At 46.0% G+C, this 24,344-nt stretch carries 21 protein-coding genes and 2 pseudogenes; 7 read left to right on the top strand and 16 right to left on the bottom strand.

Annotated elements, in window-relative coordinates; translation table 11 throughout:
• The first annotated feature begins 27 nt into the window (after positions 1 to 27).
• From ampD to LIN78_RS18475, 4 genes and pseudogenes are all read left to right on the top strand, one after another.
• Complete coding sequence (ampD, locus tag LIN78_RS08195) at positions 28 to 630, top strand: 1,6-anhydro-N-acetylmuramyl-L-alanine amidase AmpD (protein ID WP_227180308.1); 603 nt, start codon at positions 28 to 30, stop codon at positions 628 to 630.
• 3 nt (positions 631 to 633) lie between these two features.
• Complete coding sequence (locus LIN78_RS08190; RefSeq protein WP_227180307.1) at positions 634 to 1,428, top strand: tRNA threonylcarbamoyladenosine dehydratase; 795 nt, start codon at positions 634 to 636, stop codon at positions 1,426 to 1,428.
• A gap of 144 nt (positions 1,429 to 1,572) precedes the next feature.
• A pseudogene (locus LIN78_RS18480) lies at positions 1,573 to 2,763 on the top strand (FIST signal transduction protein); the annotation flags it as partial.
• 408 nt (positions 2,764 to 3,171) lie between these two features.
• A pseudogene (locus tag LIN78_RS18475) lies at positions 3,172 to 3,591 on the top strand (methyl-accepting chemotaxis protein); the annotation flags it as partial.
• 83 nt (positions 3,592 to 3,674) lie between these two features.
• Here LIN78_RS18475 and tal read toward each other — a convergent pair.
• Complete coding sequence (tal, locus tag LIN78_RS08175) at positions 3,675 to 4,742, bottom strand: transaldolase (RefSeq protein ID WP_227180306.1); 1,068 nt, start codon at positions 4,740 to 4,742, stop codon at positions 3,675 to 3,677.
• A 171-nt stretch (positions 4,743 to 4,913) separates the two neighbouring features.
• Positions 4,914 to 5,702, bottom strand: coding sequence for an AraC family transcriptional regulator (locus tag LIN78_RS08170; protein ID WP_227180305.1), 789 nt, complete (start codon positions 5,700 to 5,702; stop codon positions 4,914 to 4,916).
• A gap of 102 nt (positions 5,703 to 5,804) precedes the next feature.
• Here LIN78_RS08170 and LIN78_RS08165 point away from each other — a divergent pair, with 102 nt between their 5' ends.
• Entirely contained in the window at positions 5,805 to 6,758 is a 954-nt protein-coding gene (locus LIN78_RS08165) for a DMT family transporter (protein ID WP_227180304.1), read from the top strand.
• Positions 6,759 to 6,807: 49 nt separating this feature from the next.
• Here the strand turns inward: LIN78_RS08165 and xylB are convergent, their stop codons facing one another.
• The 8 genes from xylB to LIN78_RS08125 form a co-directional block, all read right to left on the bottom strand.
• Positions 6,808 to 8,268: a xylulokinase gene (gene xylB / locus LIN78_RS08160; RefSeq protein WP_227180303.1), complete on the bottom strand. Its 1,461-nt coding sequence runs from the start codon at positions 8,266 to 8,268 to the stop codon at positions 6,808 to 6,810.
• A gap of 24 nt (positions 8,269 to 8,292) precedes the next feature.
• Positions 8,293 to 9,213, bottom strand: coding sequence for a helix-turn-helix domain-containing protein (locus LIN78_RS08155; protein WP_227180302.1), 921 nt, complete (start codon positions 9,211 to 9,213; stop codon positions 8,293 to 8,295).
• Between the two features lie 68 nt (positions 9,214 to 9,281).
• Positions 9,282 to 10,070, bottom strand: a complete 789-nt coding sequence (locus tag LIN78_RS08150) for an L-iditol 2-dehydrogenase (RefSeq protein WP_227180301.1) — start codon at positions 10,068 to 10,070, stop codon at positions 9,282 to 9,284.
• The gene (gene dalD / locus LIN78_RS08145) at positions 10,071 to 11,444 is read right to left on the bottom strand and encodes a D-arabinitol 4-dehydrogenase (RefSeq protein ID WP_227180300.1); all 1,374 of its coding nucleotides are present in this window, start codon (positions 11,442 to 11,444) and stop codon (positions 10,071 to 10,073) included.
• Entirely contained in the window at positions 11,441 to 12,496 is a 1,056-nt protein-coding gene (locus LIN78_RS08140) for an ABC transporter ATP-binding protein (protein ID WP_227180299.1), read from the bottom strand. Before LIN78_RS08140 ends, dalD begins: the two co-directional genes overlap by 4 nt.
• A gap of 12 nt (positions 12,497 to 12,508) precedes the next feature.
• Positions 12,509 to 13,324 carry a carbohydrate ABC transporter permease gene (locus LIN78_RS08135; protein ID WP_227180298.1) on the bottom strand — a complete coding sequence of 272 codons (816 nt, stop codon included), beginning with the start codon at positions 13,322 to 13,324 and terminating at the stop codon, positions 12,509 to 12,511.
• A 9-nt stretch (positions 13,325 to 13,333) separates the two neighbouring features.
• A complete protein-coding gene (locus LIN78_RS08130) occupies positions 13,334 to 14,194 on the bottom strand; it encodes a carbohydrate ABC transporter permease (protein WP_227180297.1) in 861 nt (286 codons plus the stop codon).
• 105 nt (positions 14,195 to 14,299) lie between these two features.
• Positions 14,300 to 15,598 carry an ABC transporter substrate-binding protein gene (locus tag LIN78_RS08125; RefSeq protein WP_227180593.1) on the bottom strand — a complete coding sequence of 433 codons (1,299 nt, stop codon included), beginning with the start codon at positions 15,596 to 15,598 and terminating at the stop codon, positions 14,300 to 14,302.
• Between the two features lie 300 nt (positions 15,599 to 15,898).
• Here LIN78_RS08125 and LIN78_RS08120 point away from each other — a divergent pair, with 300 nt between their 5' ends.
• The gene (locus tag LIN78_RS08120) at positions 15,899 to 17,347 is read left to right on the top strand and encodes a M48 family metalloprotease (protein ID WP_227180296.1); all 1,449 of its coding nucleotides are present in this window, start codon (positions 15,899 to 15,901) and stop codon (positions 17,345 to 17,347) included.
• Between the two features lie 10 nt (positions 17,348 to 17,357).
• Here the strand turns inward: LIN78_RS08120 and LIN78_RS08115 are convergent, their stop codons facing one another.
• The 6 genes from LIN78_RS08115 to tsaE are packed head-to-tail and all read right to left on the bottom strand — an operon-like array spanning position 17,358 to position 23,180.
• On the bottom strand, positions 17,358 to 18,113 hold the full coding sequence (locus tag LIN78_RS08115; RefSeq protein ID WP_227180295.1) for a HesA/MoeB/ThiF family protein: 756 nt from the start codon (positions 18,111 to 18,113) through the stop codon (positions 17,358 to 17,360).
• Between the two features lie 30 nt (positions 18,114 to 18,143).
• Positions 18,144 to 19,532, bottom strand: coding sequence for a sigma-54-dependent transcriptional regulator (locus LIN78_RS08110; protein ID WP_227180294.1), 1,389 nt, complete (start codon positions 19,530 to 19,532; stop codon positions 18,144 to 18,146).
• A 10-nt stretch (positions 19,533 to 19,542) separates the two neighbouring features.
• Positions 19,543 to 21,123, bottom strand: coding sequence for a two-component system sensor histidine kinase NtrB (locus LIN78_RS08105; RefSeq protein ID WP_227180293.1), 1,581 nt, complete (start codon positions 21,121 to 21,123; stop codon positions 19,543 to 19,545).
• The gene (locus LIN78_RS18390) at positions 21,123 to 21,350 is read right to left on the bottom strand and encodes a PP0621 family protein (protein WP_373307746.1); all 228 of its coding nucleotides are present in this window, start codon (positions 21,348 to 21,350) and stop codon (positions 21,123 to 21,125) included. Before LIN78_RS18390 ends, LIN78_RS08105 begins: the two co-directional genes overlap by 1 nt.
• Positions 21,351 to 21,393: 43 nt before the next feature.
• Positions 21,394 to 22,725 carry an N-acetylmuramoyl-L-alanine amidase gene (locus LIN78_RS08100; protein ID WP_227180292.1) on the bottom strand — a complete coding sequence of 444 codons (1,332 nt, stop codon included), beginning with the start codon at positions 22,723 to 22,725 and terminating at the stop codon, positions 21,394 to 21,396.
• Positions 22,695 to 23,180, bottom strand: a complete 486-nt coding sequence (gene tsaE, locus LIN78_RS08095) for a tRNA (adenosine(37)-N6)-threonylcarbamoyltransferase complex ATPase subunit type 1 TsaE (RefSeq protein ID WP_227180291.1) — start codon at positions 23,178 to 23,180, stop codon at positions 22,695 to 22,697. The genes LIN78_RS08100 and tsaE overlap by 31 nt, the downstream gene beginning before the upstream one ends.
• On the opposite strand from tsaE, the gene queG reads away from it, so the two are divergent.
• Positions 23,172 to 24,314 (top strand): tRNA epoxyqueuosine(34) reductase QueG, encoded by a 1,143-nt coding sequence (gene queG, locus LIN78_RS08090; RefSeq protein ID WP_227180290.1) that lies wholly within the window; start codon positions 23,172 to 23,174, stop codon positions 24,312 to 24,314. The two genes, tsaE and queG, sit on opposite strands and share 9 nt — an antisense overlap.
• Positions 24,315 to 24,344: the final 30 nt, after the last annotated feature.

The following is a 24,344-nucleotide window of genomic DNA, read 5'->3' as shown; positions in this document are numbered from 1 at the left end:
TCGGCAAATTCCTGTCAAAATATAGAAATGGAAAAGTCATTTCACTTTAATGAATTGGGCTGGTGTGATTCTGCAATTCAAATCCCATCCCCCAATACCGATGCACGCCCAGATAGCGTGGATGCAAGCCTATTGGTGATTCACAACATTAGCCTGCCGCCAAATGAATATGGTGGTAATGGCGTAATAGCGTTATTTACCAATCAGTTAAACCCTTCGGAACATCCCTACTATGAAGGGATCGCCCACTTACGTGTCTCAGCACACTTTTTTATTCGTAGAACAGGCGAATTAGTACAATTTGTGCCCATTACTCAACGTGCTTGGCATGCAGGGATTTCTCGTTGGGGAGAAAAAGAGCGTTGTAATGATTTTTCGATTGGGATTGAGCTAGAGGGTAGCGACTTCGAAGTATTTACCGATACACAATATCAGACCTTATCTCAATTAGCGATTGCACTCAAAGCAGCTCTTCCCACTCTATTAGAGGTAACAGGGCATAGCCATATCGCTCCTGGCAGAAAAACAGATCCGGGCCCTTACTTTAATTGGGCAAGCCTGATTGGCGAAGGTGGCGCCTTTGCCGGCAAATCACCAGAACAACCTAACTCAAATTCAGAAGCAAGTTAACACATGGCAAGTACAACTTCACACGACCAACAAAGACGATTTGGGGGTATTGGTCGCCTTTATGGTCAAGAAAAGCAGCAACGTTTTGAAACCGCCCATGTAATGGTAGTCGGCATCGGTGGTGTTGGGACATGGGTGGTAGAAGCACTTGCTCGCACCGGCATCGGTAAACTGACCTTAATTGATTTAGATAATGTCGCTGTCTCGAATGTGAATCGACAGATTCACGCGTTAGAAGGCAACTTCGGCAAGGCAAAAACCACCGCAATGGCCGAGCGTGTTCGGCAAATTAATCCTCTGTGCCAAGTGGTGGAAATAGAAGACTTCTTAACACCTGAAAATATGCATGAAACCATTCTCTCTGCAGAAATGGGAAAACCGGATGTGATCATTGATGCGATTGATCAGGCACAAGTCAAAATTGCGCTGATTAACTTTGCCAAACGCTACCACCTTCGCTTAGTCGTATCAGGCGGTGCCGGTGGAAAAATGGACCCTACGCGAATTCAGATCAAAGATTTGGCAGAGGTCATTCAAGACCCATTGTTAGCCAAAGTTAGAAATCAACTGAGAAAACTTCATGGTTTCCCTAATGGCCAAACCGGCAAAAAAATGGGCGTGACGTGCGTATTCTCTGACGAACCACTTCAGCAACCCATCTCAGATAGTTGTGAAGTAGGTGCGAGTGGCGGTGGGCTAAACTGTGCGGGATATGGTTCTGCAATGGTCGTCACGGCAGGCGTTGGCTTGCAACTTGCCGCAGCAGCACTTTCCGCCCTATCCAAACCAAAAAAATAATACTGTTTAACAGATTAACGACTGAAACGTCATTTCGTTTGATTTACGTCAGCAAGACGCATAAATCACCCTGTTAATTTCTCAATGGCAAACTATACTAAACAGACATAAGTCTAAACTATATTGCCATTGGGAGACTCCCCCATGTTTTTCTCACGTAAATCGTCAGTCAAACAAACTGAAAAACAAACACAAGCGCTCATTCACACACGTACCTTTGACGCCAATCAATTGCGCTCTGGTACCGCCATTAGTGATTGGTTAAAGCAAGAACGCCCAGCCCTTGTTGTGGGATTTGTTTCGCCACATGTCGACTTTGATAGCGTGTGTAGAAGTGTCAAATCTGCACTGCCGAGTGACACGCAATTAATGATGACCACCACAGCGGGCGAATTATGCAATACAGGTAAAAATGGTGAGCCATGCTCCCTTTATCAACAAGCAGGCGACCGCTGGGATACCGTTGTTTTGCAGAGTTTTTCGCGAGACATGTTCAGCAAAATTAGTCTGCATACTGTTCCACTAGAGTGCCAAGATTTAAAACAAGGCTCTCCAAAATTATCTCCAAGTGAGCGCGTCTCTGCTATTCGTCGTCATCTAGAACAGATTCGCCCAAGTACCTCTTTAAATAGCCACCGAACCTTTGCGTTAACTTGGGTTGATGGACTTTCTGCTTCAGAAAGCTTCTTGATGGAAGCGGTCTATCAATCGGGTAAATTCCCCGTGCTATTTATTGGTGGCGCCGCGGGTGGCAAGTTAGACTTTAAAAACACTTGGCTATTTGATGGTAATCGCACCATTGAAAATCAGGCGATCATCTGCTTTGTAGAGATGGCAAAAGACTATCGTTATAGCGTATTTAAATCGCAGAACTTTACGCAGACCTCTACACGCTTCCAGATTGCAGAAGCAGATCCAGCGCTACGATTCGTATCGTCTGTGATTGATTCTCGAACTGGTCGTGTTGTGCCATTTATCGATAAATTGTGCGAGCACTTTGCCTGTAACCAGCAGCAACTAGAAAGCAAACTGCAAGAGTATGCGTTTGCCGTGAATGTAAATGGCGAACTCTTTATTCGTTCGGTCGCCCAGTTTAATTTTGCACAAAATCGTGTTCACTTCTACGCAGACATCTCATTTGGAGATGAACTGGTACTCGTCAAAACCACCGACTTTGTTCAGCAAACTGAATCTGACTATAACCGTTTTGCAAGTGGCAAACCCAAACCAATTGGGGCGATTTTTAATGATTGCATTTTACGCCGCCTCTTTAACGGCAGTAATTTAAATCGTGCACCAGCCTTCCATGATCTACCGGTTGCAGGTTTCTCTACATTTGGAGAGTTACTAGGTATTCATATCAACCAAACGCTAACGGCTTTGTTCTTCTACAGAGATGATCATGAAAACCCATTCCAAGATCCATTCTTGGATAACTTCCCAGTGATGTACGCCTCGTTCCGTTCGTATTTTGATCAGGTTCGGCTAAATCGTAATACGCAGGTGATTCGTCTGAAAGACCAACTGATTGATCAACTGATTCAGTATAAAGATCATGGCGCAGGGGTAATTGATACACTGAACTCCGTTGGGGATGCATCGGCCAATCTGAAAGAAGATTTAGCCACGATTGAGAATGATTTTGGGATGTTCTTGTCTAGCGTGTCAGAGAGTATGCATTTGCGTGATGCATTTGTCGGCGAAATTAGCCGTCTAGAAGCAGATGCAGGACGCATCGGTTCGATTCTAACAGTGATTGCAGGTATTGCAGATCAGACCAACCTGCTGGCCTTAAATGCGGCGATTGAAGCGGCGCGCGCGGGGGAACAAGGACGTGGATTTGCGGTGGTGGCAGATGAAGTTCGCAAGCTTGCAACCAACACCAAGAGCAGCCTAGACGAAATTCGGACCTCCACAGATGCCGTCTTACAAGCGGTAGGTATGGTGAGCCAAGGCCTGCGTGAACTACATAACAATCTGGAAAGCAAAGCAAGTAGCAATAGCGATCTAGAACGTCAGCTAAAAGACATCACATCTCGGTCAAGACAAACGAGTGAAGTAGTGGCAGAAGCCAGCCAGCGCTCTAGTCAGCTATTAGTCCATCTAAATGAGTTGGAATCCTCATTAGTAGAAATGCGGAAGATTGACCAGTTAGCTCATTAATAAACGAGGCAATTCGGAAGCGTCAAATAGAAAAAGGGGCGAATCGAAGCGCCCCTTTTTCTATTTTTACACTGCTGAAAAGCTTACTTCACTAATGCAATTAGCTTTTCAAACGCTTCATCAAATTGCTTCAACCCTTCTTGTTGCAGCTGCTCGCCAGCTTGATTTAAATCGATGCCAGCGGCTTTTAGTGCGGCAAGTTGTGCAACCGCCACGTCTAGGTTTTCTGCCAAACTGCTACGTGCTTCGCCATGATCGGCAAATGCGGCCAAGGTGGCATCTGGTACGGTATTTACGGTTTCCGCGCCGATCAGCTCTTCAACATACATCACATCGCGGTACGCGGGGTTCTTTGTTCCGGTACTAGCCCAAAGCGGGGTTTGTGGACGCGCGCCTTTTGCACGCAACGCAGCAAATGCTTCACCACCAAAGGTTTCTTGCCAAGTAATGTAAGCGGCTTTTGCTGCTGCAATCGCGATCTTACCTTGCAAGGCGGCTTCTGATTCTGGTAGCAATTTATCAATCAATGTATCAACGCGGCTAATAAAGATACTAGCAACAGAACGAATTTGGTCGATTGGTAAACCAGCATCGGCACGGCGTTGCAGACCACGAATATACGCACCAAACACGTCAGTGACATGTTGTGGAGAGAACATCAACGTTACGTTGATGTTAATACCAGCGGCAATGCTTTCTTCGATAGCCACAATCCCTGCTTTGGTGGCAGGAATTTTAATCATGGCATTTGGCTTACCAATTTCCGCCCATAGGCGCTGCGCAGCAGCAACTGTGCCTTCTGCATCATTGGCTAGTGTTGGAGATACTTCGAAACTGACATAGCCTTTATCTGCCTGAGAAGAAGCATACAAAGGCGCCAACAAATCGGCCGTTGCGCGCACATCAGGCAGCACTAGCAATTCAAAACGACGCTCTGGATCAGCCACTTCGGTTTTTAGGCGTGCTAAATCGCTTTGGTAAGCGGCATCTTTACTAATTGCGTTATAAAAAATAGCTGGGTTAGAGGTAACGCCTGCAATCGCATCGTCATTCAACCATTGGGCTAAACGACCTGTTTCAATCAAATGACGAGAAAGATTATCTAGCCATACTTGTTGGCCAAATTGAGAAATAGCAGCTAAACGACTCATGACATATCCTGATAAATAAACAGCCTGAAGGCGCAGACGAAATGCCTGCCCACTAGGAGGGGGGATTTCTGTTAGTGTAACGTTTTCCGCCCCCTTCGTTCCAGTAGATTCTTGCAAAGAGCATTACCTTTGCGCCACTTATTTTCAATCGAATTCACTCTGCCTCTGAGATTACAAATGTTGCTTGCGATACTCATCTGGCGTCATCGACATTAGCCGCTTAAACATGCTGATAAATGCAGAAGAACTGTTATAGCCGAGATCAAGTGAAATATGTTCGACAGTCGACCCATCGAGTAAAAGCGGGAGCGATTTAACGACCTTCAACCGTTGCCGCCATTCTGAAAATGGCATACCCAAATCTCGCTGGCATCGTCGAATCAGCGTTCGCTCCGATACATTCACTAAGAGCGCCAACTCAGCCAATGATCGATCATCCGCTGGGTTTGCCTCCAACTTCCTTAGTAGCGCACCTAATGCCGCATCTTCAGACATAGGTAGATAACTGCCCGCAGAGGTCGCAATCGCCAATTGATCGACCAATACCGCCATTAACCGCAGATCTTCTTCTGTCGGTTGCGGCAGAGGAGATCTTTGTCGTAAAAAATCGAGGATTGATCGAACCAGCGGAGTAATCGATAAAGTACATGGTTGAGAAGGTAACTTATCCGTCAATGGAGCAGAAACATAAAACGAGCAATGCATGGCGGTTACATGGCTAAACCCTTGGTGCATTTGATTGGCGGGCAGCCATATTCCATATTGGGGCGGCACTAAGTAGTGCGCCTCTTTCATTTGAACTTCGATCATGCCATTGTAAGAATAAACAAACTCGCCCCAAGGATGCTGATGCGCCGGATAGCTTGTATTGGCAGGAACTTCAGCGATACGAAAATATAAATCGCTGGGAAGTTTGTCTTTAAAAGGCGTCGCTAACTTTAATGGGGGAATTGTCGACATATTGGCATGAATTCATCATAGATTGTCACTTATTCACTATATATCATTTTTCCGTCAATTCATAATGCATCTCATCTACCCTCTTTCGCTAGAAAGCACCCGATGAGCAAGACCAAACCAATCGACTTATTTGCAGTTGGTATCATGATCGTACTTTGTATGATTTGGGGCTTTCAGCAAATTACGTTGAAATGGACGGCGCTAGATATTTCGCCCATGATGCAGGTCTCTCTTCGATCTGGCATGTCTGCTATTTTTGTACTTATCCTAATTTCTATCAAAAAAGAGGGATTCCATTTTCTTCGTTCCACTTGGCAAGCAGGCATCGCAGCTGGTTTGCTATTTGCGCTAGAGTTTGTCCTAGTGACCGAAGGACTTCGATTTACCACCGCCTCCCACATGGTTGTCTTTTTGTATACGGCACCCATCTTTGCAGCACTTGGCTTGCATTTACTCGATCCAAACGAACGCTTAGGTATGTTGGAATGGGTAGGTATTGCGATTGCATTCTGTGGTTTAGCGATCGCCTTTTTGATGCGTAAGAATGGTAATACGCAATTTCCCAACATGTTGTTAGGTGACCTTCTGGGTCTCATTGGCGGAATGACCTGGGGAGCCACGACAATTGTAGTCCGCACAACCAAATTAGCGAGGCTACCCGCAACGCAGACACTGGTTTACCAACTGATCGTCGGCTTTTTATTGCTAGGATTTCTTGCTTGGACAAGCGAGCAGTCCACAGTCCACTGGACAATGCCTGTTGTCGCAAGTCTGCTGTTTCAGTCGATTGTTGTATCGTTTGTTAGCTTTCTCACTTGGTTTTGGTTACTTCGCCAATATCCAGCGTCTAGGCTTGGGGTCATTGCCTTGATGACACCCATTTTTGGGGTGCTATTTGGCGTAGCGCTGCTAAATGAGGTAGTTGAAAAGAGCTTTATCATTGGTGCTGGCTTAGTCATCTTCGGTATCGTCCTTGTGAGTGGTGCCGACTGGTTCTATCAACTATTCAATCAGAATCAATCCATCAAGAAGAAGGTAGGAACGGAATCCCCATAAAAACAAAAAGGCGACTCAAGGTCGCCTTTTGTTAGCACATCACCCACTATCAAATGGCTTTGATGGCCGGATAAGCACGACGGAATGTTTCATACCGTAAAGCGAGTCTTTCTGACGTACTCGCTGAATTTGGCTCAAACACTTGCTTCGTTGGAAGTGGCTGGCAAACTTCTTTTACCGATCCACCGGCCGCCAACCATGCCAATCGAGCCGCACCAACCGCGCCACCCGCTTCACCACCATCAGCCGTTAGCATGCGCACACTCAAAATGTTGGCTAACAATTGCGCCCAATAGTCGCTACGTGCGCCACCACCCACAAGGGTAAGTTCCTCAATCGTTTGCCCCGCAGACAACAAGGTTTGTAGGCCATCTTTTAAACCAAAACTTACCCCCTCTAATACGGCATACCCTAGATGCGCCGCTTGATGATCATGCGTGAGGCCAATAAATGATCCTGTTGCACTAGCGTCATTGTGAGGAGTACGTTCGCCAGATAAATAAGGCAAGAAAATCGGTGCGTTCGCTAATGCGCCCTCGTCCAAGCTCGCCACTTTTGCAAGCAACTCAGCTTCATTCACTTGACCTGTCAGCTTAGTCACCCAACGCAAACAACTAGCGGCGGAAAGCATGACCGACATTTGGTGCCAACGGTTAGGTAAGGCATGGCAAAACGCATGCATCGCGGACTCAGGATTCGGGCGAAACTGATCAGACACAGCAAAAATAACGCCCGATGTGCCTAAGGAAACAAAACCTTGGCCAGATTCAACGGCGCCCATACCAATTGCACTCGCTGCGTTATCGCCTGCACCACCCGCCACGACGACTCCCGCGCTCATACCCCAACGCTGGCAAAGTGCAACAGATAGCAGGCCAGACGCTTCACTGCCCTCTACAAGCTTTGGCATTTGTTCGCGCGTTAGTCCACTACCAGAAAGCATGTCCGCAGACCAATCTCGCTTTGCCACGTCCAGCCAGAGCGTTCCAGCAGCATCCGAACAATCTGACACAAACTCGCCAGTTAAGCGGAACCGCAGATAGTCTTTGGGTAGAAGAACCATGGCAATTTTCGCAAAGACATCTGGCTCGTGTTTTTGCACCCAGTTGAGTTTAGGCGCCGTAAAACCCGGCATGGCCATATTGCCAGTAATCTGACGTAACGCAGGGACACTCGCTTCTAGCTCGCTACACTCCAACGCGCTACGTCCATCGTTCCAAAGAATCGCTGGCCGTAACACGTGATGTTGCTGATCTAGCAAGATGGCACCATGCATCTGACCGGATAATCCAATCGCCCGCACTTGGCGCATCTCATGCGCATGCGTGCTCGTTAGCTCATCACACGCGCGTAGCAAGGCTTCCCACCAGTCTTCCGGTTGCTGCTCAGACCATTGCGGATGTGGGCGACTAATCGAAAGTGAAACGCCACGCCCTGCGCGAATAACGTGATGCTCATCCATCAGCACCACTTTGACTTCCGATGTACCTAAATCAATACCAAGAAACATAATGCAATCTCTCACCTTGATGGCTTATAAGCGCCCAAATCGATCTTCAGCTTGGCGACGAAACTCTTTTGGTGTCATTCCTTTTAGCGCCAAGAACCTTCGATTAAAGTTGGCCACATTATTAAAACCAACGTCGTAGCAAACATTAGTGATATAGCGGTCCGTTTCCATTAATAGCTGACAAGCTTTATTAATACGCAAGCGGTTAACAAAATCAGTAAAACTATTGCCGGTTGCGCGCTTAAAGAAACGAGAAAACTTGCTTTCCGACATACCCACACGCTGCGCTAACTCCGCCATCGAAAACTGAGTTTCACAATGTTCGGTAATGTAGTTAACGATGGCACTGACTTGAGCAAGTGAGGCATCATCATCAAACGACTGCAGTTGTGATGTAGAAAGTAATTGGTAGTCTTGGCAGTAAGATAGCTCCTGCATAAACTCCAAAAAGTGAATAAACCGTTGTAAGCCATTCGACTCACGGATTTGGATGAAATATTGCTGAGCCAGATCACTCATGCCAAAGAATTCAATGCCGTTTCTTGCTCTTTCCAAGAGAGGCATGATTTCCCGCACTTCAGGGATCGTCTTGCTAATGAGTTCTAATGGCTCGTGAGAAAACTGAAGCGCCATATCACGAAGTTCAATGCCTTCGGAACTCACATCGGCAGAAATCCAATTATGAGGAAGCCGTGGCCCAGTAAGCACTAAGTGCCCTGGTTCAAACTGACCAATATAATCGCCGACAAACACCTTACCACGTGTTTCAACAATTAAATGTAGTTCATATTCTTCGTGGTAATGCCAACGCACCAGCGGATTAGGAAATCCGTGTTGCAAATATCGAAGGAATCCATAGGTCTCTTTTGGTTCAAAGCCGTGCGAAGGCACTCTTAACCGGTGAGACTCTAGTTCTGGTGTACGATTACGGATCCGGGTAGTCATACTTGTCTCCCCTTTTACTCTAACCGTGATGCCACTTTGGCAACGAGTGAAACGTTGCCGAAAGTGTATTAACTCATCACATTGCCACCATCTACGTTTAAGGTTTGCGCCGTAATATATCGAGAAAGCTCGCTAGCAAGGAATACCGCCGCATCCGCGACCTCTTCTGGAAAGCCAAAGCGACCTAAAGGGACCGCTTTACCGACCATTTCCTTTTTCTGTCCGATTTCCAACCCTTCTAACTGAGCAAACATGGCATCTACTTGCTTCCACATTGGGGTATCAATCACACCTGGTGCAATTGCATTCACACGAATACCGTGTGGCGCCATCGCTAATGCGGCAGATTGGGTGTAACTAATCACTGCGGCTTTGGTTGCACAATAATGCGCAACTAAGGCCTCTCCTCGGCGACCTGCTTGAGAAGATAAATTAATTACACTCCCTTTGACACCGCTATCGACCATATGTTGCAACACTTTTTGCATTACAAAAAATAAGCCTTTTACATTCACATTAAAAAGCTTGTCGTAGGCGGCCTCTGTGGAATCTAACAACTTTTCGAAAATAGCGATCCCGGCATTATTAAATAGCACATCGATCGCACCAAATCGAGCAATTGCAGTAGCAACCATCTCATCAATTTGTTGAAGGTTGGTAATATCTGTTGACACATATTGAACAGAACTAGGCGCTTTCTCAATGAGCGCAACCACCCCTTCGCTTGCTTGTGGGTGAATGTCCACGATGGTGCACTTAGCACCCTCGCGAACAAATGCCTCTGCTGTTGCCAATCCAATTCCACCACCTGCACCAGTTAGTACGGCATGTTTATTTTGCAACAGAGCAGAAGACATTTAAGCCCCTTTCAACCAAGTGTTTACTTTTTCACACGCACCACGGATAGACGCTTCTAGCTGAGCATTCCCCGCCAAGTCGCCCCACAAGATACGATCACGGCAGAATGCAGCAACTGGGTCTGCGTCAGCCACAATCGCTTTAGCTGCAACAGGGTCCATCCCCTGATCTTGATACACATAAGGCACCTGATCTTTTGCCCATGCTTGCAAGAAGGTTAGGAATAATGCAGGAAGTAATGCCACGCTATCAAACGAACGGCCAGCGGCTAAGCACTCACGGAAAGTTGGCGCAATAAAACCTGGAATCTTAGAAAAGCCATCCGCCGCTACGCGTTGATTCGTATCTTGAATGTATGGGTTACTAAAACGATCTAGCACGGTATCACGGTACTTACCCAAATCGATTGGGCTTGGCGACAAGCATGGAATCACATCGTCAGTCACATAATCATGGGCCATTTGACGGATTTCAGCATCCAAAGAACCTTCGTGGATGTAGCTATACCCTTTTAAAGTACCTGCCCAAGCAATACAACTATGGCTTGCATTTAAGATGCGAATCTTTGCTTCTTCATAAGGAAGCACAGACTCGACCATCTCAACCCCAACGTTTTCCCACGCAGGGCGACCATTAATGAAGTGTTCTTCAACCACCCACTGAATAAACTCTTCACCCATTACCGGACATGCATCATCGACACCGGTTGCCGCTTTTACACGGACAGCCACTTCAGGCAACGGACGTGGCGTAATACGGTCAACCATATCATTTGGGCAAGTGGTGTTTGCTTCTACCCAAGCCAATAAGTCCGTCTCACCTTTCAGCTGTAGAAACTCGACAAAACCAGCACGGAATCTTTCCCCGTTTGAACGCAAGTTATCGCAAGATAATAGCGTCACTTGGCCACTATTTTTCGCGACACGTGCTTTACAAATCGCAGTCAATGCACCGTAAATGGTCAGCAATGTACCTTGTTCCAAATCGCTGTTTAGATCGGCAAAGCTACGGTCTAACGTGTTTTTTGGTGTTAAGTAATAGCCAGCTTCTGTTACCGTGAAAGAGATAATGCGTGTTTCAGGACGCGAGCCCATCTCAATCACTTCGGTTAACTTTTCGTCCCAACCTACCACGTGACGAATCGAATTAATGGTTTGGTACTTACACTCACCCGCAGGAGAGATAGTCTCTAGCGTGTATTGGCCATTTTGGCTAGCCAAATGGTTCTGAACTGCTAGCATGTCAGGACGAATATTTCCGCCTGCCAACACCCAGCTATCATCACCACTATTAATCAGTTGTTGCAAATACACTGCTTGGTGCGCACGGTGAAAAGAACCTAGCCCCAAGTGGAACATAATGGATTGGCTCATTTAGTCACCCCACGTGCATGAGAAGCAATTTGTCCTTCTGAATCAAATACATGCATCCAGTCTTGTTCAAATTTCAGCCCAATCGTATCACCAGCATGAACCACACTCCGTCCAGACTGCTTAGACACCACCTGAACACCATGCGGTGTCGTCGCATAGACGAGCGACTCTGCACCAAGCGACTCAACAAAGTCCACAGTCGCAATTAACTGACCTTCGCCAGGGTTCGTTACAATGACATGCTCAGGGCGCACACCAATATGGCCACCTACGGCTTGCTTCGCTGCAGGCAAGGTATCTGCATAGCTGCCAAACTCAGCCACTGGCAACATATTCATTTGCGGCATACCGATAAACTGCGCCACAAATTTATTTTGTGGGCGGTCATATAGTTCTAGTGGCGTACCTACTTGTTCAATTGCCCCGTCACGTAGTACCACCACGCGATCCGCCATGGTCATCGCTTCCACCTGATCGTGCGTCACATAAATAGTGGTAGCACCTAGTTCACGGTGAAGCTTTGCAATTTCCACACGAGTTTGCACACGCAGCGCGGCATCTAGGTTGGATAACGGCTCATCGAACAAGAATACTTTTGGTGCACGGACAATCGCACGGCCAATTGCCACACGCTGACGCTGACCACCAGACAATGCACGTGGCGTACGCTCCAAGTAACGAGACAAGTTCAGAATTTCCGCCGCACGCTCTACTTTTTCTTTGATCACTTGCTTATCTACACCAGCCAGTTTCAAAGCAAAAGACATGTTCTCTGCAACAGTCATGTGTGGATAAAGCGCGTATGACTGGAACACCATTGCAAGGTCACGCTTTGAAGACGGTGCGTGTGTAATTTCGCGACCATCTAGCATTAATTGGCCGTTATCGATCTCTTCTAGACCGGCAATCAAGCGAAGTAGTGTCGATTTACCGCAGCCAGATGGGCCAACAAAAACGATGAACTCACCTTTTTCGATAGACAGATCAACACCTTTAATTGCGCGGTGCTCACCGAAAAATTTCTCAATACCTTTTAATTCTAAAAATGACATGATGTTGTATTCCTATTTAACCGCGCCAAAAGTCAAACCCTGCACCAGCTGTTTCTGGCAGAACCATCCGAACACAATGATCGGTGCAATCGCCATCAAGGAAGCGGCGGAAAGCTTGGCCCAGAATAGCCCTTCGGGACTAGAGTAAGAGGCAATCAAGGTTGCTAATGTCCCTGCATTGGCAGAGCTGAGGTTAAGTGACCAAAACGATTCATTCCAAGACAACACCAAACACAGTAGTGCGGTAGAAGCCAAACCACCCACGCCTAGCGGCAACACAACATGGCGGAATTCGGCAAATACACTGGCACCATCCATTCGGGCCGCTTCTAAGATTTCACGCGGAATATCCTTAAAGTACGAGTACAACATCCACACCATAATGGGCAGGTTTGACATGGTAAAGATAATCGTCAAACCCAGTTTGGTGTCTAGCAAACCATACTTTTGAAACACCACATACACAGGAATCAACACACCAACTGCTGGCATCATCTTGGTAGATAACATCCATACCAATAGATCTTTTGTCCGTTTAGTCTGGAAAAAAGCCATTGCGTAAGCAGCAGGAGCAGCGATCAACAACCCTAAGAGCGTAGAAAACACACTCGTTAAGATAGAGTTCTTTGCGTACAAGAGATAATCACTACGCTCTTGAACCTCAACAAAGTTCTCTAACGTTGGTGTAAAGAACAAATGTGGCGGCACAGAAATCGCCTGCAATTCTGTTTTGAATGCAGTCAAGCCGAGCCAAAAAATTGGGAAAAAGATCAGCAGAGCAACAATCCATGCTGCCGCAGTTCTTACCCAGAATAAAGGTTTAATCATTTCTGGCTCCTACTTTTCTAGGTTCTTACCGATGATGCGGATCAGGAAGATGGATGCAATATTTGCCAAGATCACCGCAAATAAGCCACCAGCTGATGCAACACCCACATCGAAGTTCATTAGACCCTGCACATAAATCATGAACGCAATGTTTGTACTTTCAAAACCAGGACCACCACCCGTTGTAGTGAAGATCTCGGCAAACACAGAAAGCAAGAAAATCATTTCGATCATAATTACCACCGCCACTGAACGAGACAAGTGAGGAAGGTACATATAGCGGAATTGTTGAACGTAGTTTGCGCCATCCATTCTTGCAGCTTCGAGCTGTTCACGATCCATCGACTGCAAAGAAGTAATGAAAATCAGGCAAGCAAATGGCAGCCACTGCCAAGAGACCATAATAATCACAGATAGCAAGGGGAAGCTTTCCAACCAGTTCACTGGTTGCAAGCCAAAGAAATGCCAGACATGCGCAAGCACCCCATAAATAGGGTTCATCATCATGTGCTTCCATAGCAGCGCATTCACTGCTGGCATCACAAAAAATGGGGAGATAAGTAAAATACGTACCAATGATTGGCCAGGGAATTTGTCATTCACCAATAAGGCAAGTGCGATGCCTAGTACCAGTGTAATGCCAATCACGGCACCAATTAAGATAAACGTATTCAATACCGCAGGCCAAAAACCTGGGTCTGTCACAAAGAAGTGATAGTTCATTAAACCAATGAACTCTTCTTCACCTGGTGACATTAAGTTATATCGAATAACGGAGAAATAAATACTCATCACCAATGGCACGATCATCCAGAGGAAGAGCGAGCCTACCGCGGGTGTGAGCAGTATACGTGCAGTCAGTTTTTTCATGGTGTGTCTACAAGGCTACTAGAACCGACTGCCCTAATTGCACAGTCGGCTCTATGGTTACTGAATCACCAAAGAAGGAGGGAGTAAAAGCCCTCCGTCACTGGATTACTTGTAGTAACCTGCTTTGGTCATTTCACGTTCAGCGGCTTGCTGAGACAATTCCAACGCTTTATCAACAGACACTTTACCTGCTAGTGCTGCAGACATTTGCTGACCAGTTGCAATACCAATTGCCTGGAACTCTGGAATTGAAGCAAATTGAACGCCTACGTATGGAGATTTAGGCAGTGTGCTGTCTTTCGGGTTTGCAGAGATAATTGCTGCTTTCTCTGCTTCTGCGAATTTAGCCACTTTTAGGAACTCTGCATTTGCGTAAGTTGACTTACGTGTACCAGTTGGCACACTTCCCCAACCTACTTCTTTACCCACCAAGTTCACGTACTCTTTAGAAGTAGCCCACTTGATGAATTTCTCAGCAGCATCTTTCTTGGTCGAACTTGCTGGAACAGCCAACGCCCAAGCCCACAACCAATTAGAACCTTTAGCGGTCACTTGAACTGGCGCAGAAGCAAACGCTACTTTGTCTGCCACTTTACTTTGCTTAGGATCGGTAATGAATGATGCAGCAATCGTTGCATCTACCCACATACCACATTTACCTTCGTTATAAAGTGCCAAGATTTCGTTAAAGCTGTTTGCTGAAGATCCTGGAGGACCGTATTTTTTCAGTAGATCAACATAGAAAGTAATCGCATCTTTCCATGGTTTGGTAGTCAACTGAGGCTTCCACTTCATATCGAACCACTGACCACCGTAAGAGTTTACTAGGGTAGTCAAGAAGGCCATGTTATCGCCCCAACCTGGCTTACCGCGTAAACAAATACCGTAAACGCCTTTTGCTGGGTCGTTAATTTTTGCTGCGATATCACGAATTTGTGTCCATGTTGGATGTGCTGGCATTTGCATACCTGCCTTTTGCACCAAATCAGAGCGGTACATCAACATAGAGCTTTCGCCGTAGAATGGTGCGGCATACAGTTTGCCATCTACAGACAAACCTTGGCGCATTGCTGGCAACATGTCATCGATATCGTACTTAGCGTCTGGTTTGATTTCTGCTAACCAGCCTTTTTTACCCCAGATTGGGGTTTCGTACATACCAATTGTCATCACGTCAAACTGGCCGCCTTTGGTTGCGATATCAGTAGTTACACGTTGACGTAAAGTACCTTCTTCCAAGGTAACCCATTTTAGTTTTACACCTGGGTTATCTTTTTCAAAGAATTTGCCTAGCTTTTGCATAGTAATCATGTGACCGTTGTTCACGGTCGCAACAACTAACTCTGTATCAGCGTGAGCGATACCAGCACATGCAGCAAGGCAAAAAAGGGCGGTGAGTTTCATTTTCACGGTACATCTCCTCTTATTGGACAGTATCGTCGACTTCGAATTGGTTTTATCGACAGGTGTAACTTTAGTCGTATTAAACTGATACTTTCGGTACTGTAAAAAACAAAATCAGTACTTTTTTGCGTATAAAAAACCACTTTTACGTGAAAGTATAACTTTAATGACAAAAAATATTGATTTGTATCGATACGTATATTATTGACAAACCGAAAAAACCAGTATTGCACCGCAACATAGTATCAACTCAGAAACGCCCTCCTTGGAACTATAGACAAGAAGTCTTATCATAGCGATATGAAAAAACTACTTATTTCTGCCCTCCTCATTCAGTCTGTTTTTCCAGCTAGTTATCTCACTAGCTATGCAGATAATTTGCCGGATTTGGGTGACTCGGCGCAGACGGTTCTCTCTAGACAGCAAGAGCAAGCCCTAGGGGACCAGATCATGAGCCAAATCCGAATGGCGAGTGATGTGATTGATGATGTAGAAGTAAGAGACTATCTAAACAGGCTGGGCAACCGCTTGGTCGCGGCGAGTCATGATCCGAGGCAGCGATTTGAGTTTTTCGTTGTCGATGATCCTACGCTTAACGCCTTCGCCATGCCTGGTGGTTATATTGGCGTGCATACAGGGCTTATCTTAACTGCGCAAAGCGAATCTGAACTCGCGGCCGTGTTAAGCCACGAAATTGCCCACGTCACACAAAGGCATCTGTCTCGGTCCCTCGAGAAAAATAAAAGCGTAATGCTGGCAGGTTTAGCTGTACTTGCAGCAGGCTTACTCGCCTCTCGTAGTAGCAGCGGTCAGGCAACAGAAGCTGCCATCGTAGGTTCTCAAGCCTTAGTCGCCCAAGGCCAACTAAACTTCACCAGAGAGCACGAATACGAAGCAGACCGCATTGGTATTCAAACACTTGCGGCCGCCGGTTTTGATCCGCATGCAATGACCACTTTCTTTGGCCGAATGGAAAAAGGAAGCCGCTTATATAACAGTAATGCCCCAGAATATCTTCGCACCCACCCACTAGATAGCGCCCGTATCGCAGAATCGCAAAACCGAACGAACAACGCGCCTTACAAGCAAGTGGTGGATAGTGCGGAATATAATATTGTGCGAGAGAAACTACGTGCAATGGATGGTTCTGCGGCTGAAAAAATTCGCTTCTTTGAAAGCGCAATCAGAGAAAAACGGGTGAATTTAGAAGCAGCCAGCTACTATGGCCTTGCCTTCGCTTACCTCCGAGACAACCAATTCGACAAAGCGCATCAAGCAGTTGACTCGGCTAGAAAGACGCTAAAGTCGCCTCTCTTAGAGTCTTTAGATGCAAAAATACTCTTAGCAGCAAACAAGCCCGCAGAAGCCGTAAAAGTATACAAAGCCGCTTTAGCGCAAACACCGAATCATTACGGCTTGTCTTACGGTTATATTCAACTGCTACTCGCCCAGCATCAAACACAGGATGCCATCAAGCAAATTCAGCAACAGATTAAACAACGCGAAGATAATGCCGCTTTCTATGCCTTATTAGCGGAAGCGTATTCGCAGCAAGGAAAAACCACTGAGCAACAACAAGCACAGGCCGAGTTTTATTACCGCCAAGGACAAGTTGAAGAGGCCATCGTGCAATTACAGATGGCAGTAAGAAACAAACAAAATGATTTTTATCTTCAGTCAACACTTGAAGCTAGACTTAAATCACTACAAGCAGAACGTGATTTAGTGGATAAAAAAGGCAATCAATAAGCTAGCGACGTCAAGCATTTACAGGTTGGCATACAGGGCATTGTGGGTCTACCCCATAAGCCAATGTCTGCCATTTTCCCGATAGTACATCGACCATTTGCAACCGCCCAACCAACGGGTCACCAAATTCACCAATCAGTTTCAAAGCTTCCAGCGCCTGCATGGCCCCAACCACCCCAACCAAAGGTGATAACACGCCAAATGTAGCGCAATTTTGCCCTCCGGCATTCCCTTCCGCCGGAAATAAGCAATGATAGCAAGGTGTTTTGGCTTGCCTGAAATCAAATACCGTTATCTGACCAGAAAAAGAAATGGCCGCGCCAGAAACCAGTGGTTTTTTATGACGGAAACAAACCCGATTTAATGCATGACGCGTGACAAAGTTATCCGAACAATCTAGCACGACATCTGCCGCCGCAACCAAATCCTGCATTTGCGCTTCATCAAGACGATGCGGGTAAATATCAACCCGTGAGATCGCATTAAAATAGGCTAGCGTATCACGTGCAGATTCGGCCTTGTTCTGGCCAATTGCCGTTTGCGTGTGTATGACTTGGCGCTGCAAATTGGTCATATCCACATCATCACCATCGGCTAAGGATAATTTACCAACCCCGGCAGCAGCCAAATACAAAGCGGCAGGAGAGCCAAGCCCGCCCATACCAACAATTAAAACATGACTATCAAGGATTTTTTGCTGACCTTCAATGCCAATTTCATCTAGCAAAATATGGCGGGAAAATCGCAATAATGCATCATCATCCAAAACCAGAAACCCCAAACCTAAAGTGAAATACTAATTGTTTTCAGGCTCATTTAGCCCAAGACGTTCCATTCGGTAGCGCATTGCCCGGAAGGTGATGCCTAATAACTTTGCTGCAGCGGTGCGATTAAAACGTGTTTTTTGCAACGCTTCTAAAATTGCCTCTTTCTCAACACGATCTAAATAATCTTGTAGCGGCCATTTATCACCAAAGAAAGAACTATTATCTTCTCCGATACTTTCCTGACTTGGCGTCAACTGCAAGTCTTCTGCTTCTATCTGTTTACCATCGCATAGTGCTAGCGCACGCTCAAGCACATTTTCTAGCTCCCGAACATTGCCTGGAAAATCATACTTTAATAAGGCCGTTTTAGCAGAAGCACTAAGCAGAGGAACACCAGAAGGATAACCATCAGCTAGACGATGAAGAATGGTCTCTGTGATTGAGAACACATCATCACGCATTTCTCGAAGTGATGGCATCCGAATAGAAATCACGTTTAGACGATAGAATAAATCTTGCCGAAATCGACCTTCTTCGACACAGTTCGCTAAATTTTGGTGCGTTGCAGAGATCACACGGACATCAACAGGTAATTCTTGCGTCATCCCTAACGGCCGTACTTTTTTCTCTTGAATAACGCGCAATAACTTCACCTGCATGGCTAATGGCAAATCTGCCACTTCATCCAAGAAAATGGTACCGCCATTGGCGGCCTGAAAAAAACCCTCACGATCCTCTGTCGCACCGGTAAACGCCCCTTTTTTATAACCAAAAAACTCACTTTCCATTAAGTTTTCTGGAATCGCGCCACAGTTAACCGCCACAAAGGGTTGGTTACTTCTTGCAGACAAACAATGAATCATGCGGGCCGCACGCTCTTTGCCGCTACCGGATTCTCCTGTGATATAAACCGGCGCAAGGCTTTTTGATACGCGTTCAATTAATTGCTTTGCTTGCGCAATGGCTGGCGAGTTACCCAACAGGGTCGTAGAAACGGGGTTGCTCGAACAAGTTTTAGACGTAGAGACCGTTTTCACCGCATCTACATTGAGCGCAGACTTAATTAACGTTCGCAAATGCTCTAATGAAACCGGCTTAGACAAATAATCAAACGCGCCCGCTTTTAATGCAGCTACCGCATTGTCTGCACTGCCAAAAGCGGTAATGACGGCAATGGGCACATCTAAGCCTTTTTTTTGGATATGTTCAACCACCTGCAAACCTTCACCATCAGGCAATCGCATATCGGTTAAACACAAATGAAACTGTTTTGTCGCCAAGGCAGATAAAGCCTCCGCTACAGTAGATGCTTTCGTTACCTCGACCCCCATTCGTAATAAGGTTAAGTCGAGTAACTCCAGCAAATCTGGTTCATCATCAATAATTAGCGCTTGATACGTCGTTTTATTCTTAGTCATTTCTATATGATCAATTCAATTTACCGGAGATCTGGAAAATTGCTCCCGCCAAATCATCGATGTAATGAAGTGTTGCACCATTTGCACTAGATAATTCTCTAGCGATATATAAGCCAAGCCCAGTCCCTGTCGACTGAGTCGTAAAAAATGGCTCAAATAATTGTACTTGCAGCTCAGCAGGAATCGGTGGCCCGTCATTAAACACGCGAACCTGCCATTCGTCATCTTGCGCAGACAATGAAATAGCGATGCTGCCAGGCATTTGCGCACAATAGCGCACCGCATTTCTACACAAATTCCATAAAATCTGATTTAAATGCGCGCGATCAAACGGTACTTCAAGGCTGTCCGACTGTAAATCTAATTTCAGCCACTCGCTAGGTAATCGCTCAACCGAAATGAAATCATTAACAAATTCTTGCAAAAACAAGGGTAAATCTAACTTTTCCGAATTCAGCCGATCGCGTTTATTTAGCTGCAGCACGTCTTGTACAATTCGGTCTAAGCGGTTTGCATTATCGCGGATAATCTTTAATAAACGACGTTGAATTTGATCTTCCGCATCTTCATCCATCAAATCTGCGGCATGCGTAATTGCTGATAAAGGGTTTCGAATTTCGTGGGCAATGTTCGCCGTAAGCCTACCTAAAGACGCCAACTTAAGTTGTTGGGCAAGATGCTGTTCTGCGCGAGAGTCTTGCACATAAATAACTGCCCCTGCTTGCCTCGCCTGCTCGATTGGTTTGATATGCAATGTTACGGCATGTTCAGTGCCTGGCACCTGAATTGTCACATCAGCAGGCCCATACTCAACCCACCGAACCATTGCCTGATAGACAAAAGGCCATTCACTTAATGGTCTATTCTCTAACTCGCCATCCATATTCAGCAGTGATTGAGCCTGCTGGTTATAATGCCGAATTCGGGCATGCTGATCGATCACGAGTACGCCATCTTGCATATCACGTATCACCAGCCGATTCACCTCTTCTTGCTTCGCTAAATCGACACCTCTGGCCTCCGCTAGCAATTCATTTTCTTTTGCGTAACCTGCTAGGCGATGGGCTAACCACGCAATCGCAAAATACGCTAAAGCGATAAAGCCAGCCAATGGTAAGTTGGCATGCATCATCGAGCGAGAGGTCACTCCTACCGCCAACTCTGCGATCAATAACAGCACAGCGGCCACTGCCGAATGAAACATGGTCATCCGGCCGCGACTTAGCAGGCCAGCGGCAGCCAAGTAAGGCAGCAATAAAAGAGGGAGGCCTGCTTTCGCTCCACCACTAAAAAACCCAAGCAATACAATAAAGAAGATATCGCCCACAATCTGTATAGTCATCAGCGATTCGAAATGGAATCGTCGATGTCTTGCGCTAATACCCGCCAATAAGGCAAAAACAGCATAGCCAAGTAAAGTTCGAGTAATCGCAGGAGATAGAACGAAAAGACTTTGCGTTGCAGGCATCAGCCATTTCAGCACCAAAGGCAAAAAGGCTAAAGCCACAATCACTAACAGGCGGTAAACAGAAAAGTACTGAAGGGATCGCCAACGATCTTGGTTAGGAGAAGAAAGAGAACCGAAAAGCATTATGAATGTCGGTCAGGACGATGGCTTTCACAATAAAAAGCCCCTTTAGACATTAATGCCTCTTCCCTTGGCATATAAACACCGCATACGGAACAACGTACAGTATCTGCAGCATCATTGACCGAGGTATAGTGCTTTTCAGGCGGTGCCTTTTTTGACATCGCTACGCGACGCAGTATCCAATAGGCTAATAAGGCTATAATCGCAAAAAATATTAAACGCCCCATCTATTCATCCTTTTATCTCGACAAGCAAACATCAGGTTTGCAGTTAGCCAATAGAGGCTATTTTCATTTTTGCAGCAGCCGGATTTTTCGCAATATAGCGCTTAATACCCGTTAGAATTGCTTTTGCCATTTTATCTTGATAGGCATCATCTAACAGTTTTGATTCCTCTTCCGGGTTAGAGATAAAAGCGGTTTCGACTAAAATCGATGGGATATCAGGTGCTTTTAGCACTGCAAAACTCGCCTGCTCGACATCCCCTTTGTGCAAGCGATTAATGCCACCAATCTCGGATAATACTGTCTTCCCTAGTTTTAGAGAGTCACTAATGGTTGCCGTTTGGGTTAAATCAAACAAGGTGCGCTTCAGGTATGGGTCACCACCACCAACACTCACCCCACCAACCTTATCCGCATCGTTTTCTTTCTTTGCCAACCATTTAGCGGCGGTAGAAGATGCGCCGCCTTCAGATAAGGCAAACACTGACGAGCCTCTAGCAGACGGGGTAAGGAAAGCATCTGCATGAATGGAAATAAACAAGTCCGCGTTAATCTTACGCGCTTTTTTGACACGATCAGCGAGCGGAACAAAGAAATCCGCATCCCTAGTCATCGAGGCGCGCATATTTGGCTGCTCATTAATTAACTGCCGTAAACGCTTACCAATCGCCAAGGTAATTGCTTTTTCATGTGTCCCTTTACTGCCAATCGCACCCGGATCTTCGCCACCATGTCCTGGATCGATCATCACAGTAAAGACAGCACCCTTAGGTAAATTCACATCCGAGGAGTCAGGTTGACGAGCAGTATCTTTTTGTTTTGAGATCGACTTATCTTCGACCACTGTTTCAGCTGCCGCCTCGTCCTTTTGCTTGTCTTTTAACAGCGCCAATAATGGATCAGCAGGATTTTCTGGATATAAGTCGACAACCAAGCGGTTTGCATATTCACCAATTGGCTTTAAGCGGAACACTTGGGGTTTTATTGCAACTTTCAGCTCAAACACAAGCCGAACGGTCCCGGGTTTATTTTTACCGGCTCTTAACAGTTTAATATAAGGGTCACCATCACTGACTTTGCCAGCTAGCTGGGACAATGGACCCGCCAAATCCACGCCATCAATATCTAACACCAAGCGCTCAGGATCTTTTACGGTAAACGAACGATACTCAAGCTGGGCACTAGACTCTAAGGTAACACGAGTATAGTCACCAGCAGGCCACACACGAACAGAAAGCACAACTGGCAAATCGTTATCTGCATTAGCCGGGCGTAGCGAAATCAACATCGCTGCACCGGCAATTTGCAAAAAGCGACGACGATTCGCTACTTGTGAAAGCGTATCGGTCAGATTGGAGTTTCTAAAGCGTTTAAACATGCTAGACCTGCCTTGCTAAACGAGCGAACGGAACAACGTCGCCCTTCAGCTTCCCAAGAAAGAGAAATTGCCAAATCTGGTGGAGGCAATGAGCCCTGCGCCTTTTCTGGCCATTCGATGAGACAGATGCTGTTGGAATGGAAGCATTCTCTAAAGCCGCTTGCCTCCCATTCATCAGGATCTTCAAATCTATAAAAATCAAAGTGATACAAGTATAAGTTAGAAATAACATAAGGTTCAACCAATGTGTAGGTTGGACTCTTAATTCTGCCTAAAACACCCATTGATCGTAGCAAAGCACGTGTTAGTGTTGTTTTTCCCGCACCTAAATCTCCAGATAAGGTAACCACCGTCCCCGGCTTGATCAACTCAGCCAGCTTTGCGCCCAAATGAATCGTCGAATCTTCATTGGGCAAAAAAACATCCTTCACGGTATGATATGCGTCATGAGTCATTCCGCTTCACAATCCTCTCTATCAACTGAATTACTATCTGATCTTGTCAGACAGTTAAAGACAACCGCCAATACACTTGGTTTCAGCGAAGTGGGTATTACTGATACCGACTTATCGGCAGAAGAACCCCGCTTCTTGAATTGGCTTGCTCAGGGCTATCATGGTGAAATGGCCTATATGGAAAGGCATGGCCTATTACGTGCAAGACCACATGAACTTCACGCCGGCACGGTTAGAGTCATCAGCGTCAAATTACCCTATTTACAAGAAACACCAAGTGAGAGCATCCCTCTATTAAATACACCTAACAAAGCTTACATCTCTCGCTACGCGCTAGGTCGAGACTACCACAAAGTGGTTAAGCAAAAATTAGAGCAACTGGCAAAATCGCTCAATCACGCTTTACAAGAAAATGGGTTTCCCCATCAATATCGAGTCTTCACCGATAGCGCCCCACTGATGGAAGTAGCGCTGGCATCTAAGGCTGGCATTGGGTGGAAAGGCAAGCACACACTATTAATTCATCGGCAAGAAGGGTCCTATTTCTTTCTTGGAGAAATCCTCACCAATTTACCCCTGCCGGTGGATGCCCCCATTCAAAATCATTGTGGCAAATGCACACAATGTATTTCAATTTGCCCAACACAAGCGATTGTCGCACCGTATGAGGTCGATGCAAGAAGATGCATCTCCTATTTAACCATTGAGTATAGTGGCAGCATCCCCGCTGAACTCAGGCCGCTAATGGGAAATCGGATTTACGGATGCGATGATTGCCAACTTTTTTGCCCATGGAATCGTTTTGCAAAACTCAGTGATGTGAAGGACTTTGCTATTCGGCATCAACTGGAAAATCAGACATTACTCCAACTGTTTAGTTGGACTGAAGACGCATTCCTAAACAAAATGGCTGGTAGTGCCATTTATCGGATTGGTTACCATCAATGGCTAAGGAACATTGCGATTGCGATTGGCAATGCGCCTTTTCATCCAGACAATCTGGCCGCACTATCAAGTCGATTGGATATTGAAAACGAAATCGTTCGAGAGCACATTGAATGGGCCATCAGCGAGCAGCAGAAAAATAGCGCCGGGCAAACCTCGTCACCCACTGTAAAAGTCCACCCCAAATGAACGGGGCGAACTTTGATGCGCAAGAAACTC

It is taken from the genome of Leeia speluncae (genome assembly GCF_020564625.1).
GTDB lineage: Bacteria > Pseudomonadota > Gammaproteobacteria > Burkholderiales > Leeiaceae > Leeia > Leeia speluncae.
The sequence above is the reverse complement of the archived record's forward strand: the minus strand, read 5'-3'. Positions and strand labels throughout refer to the sequence as shown.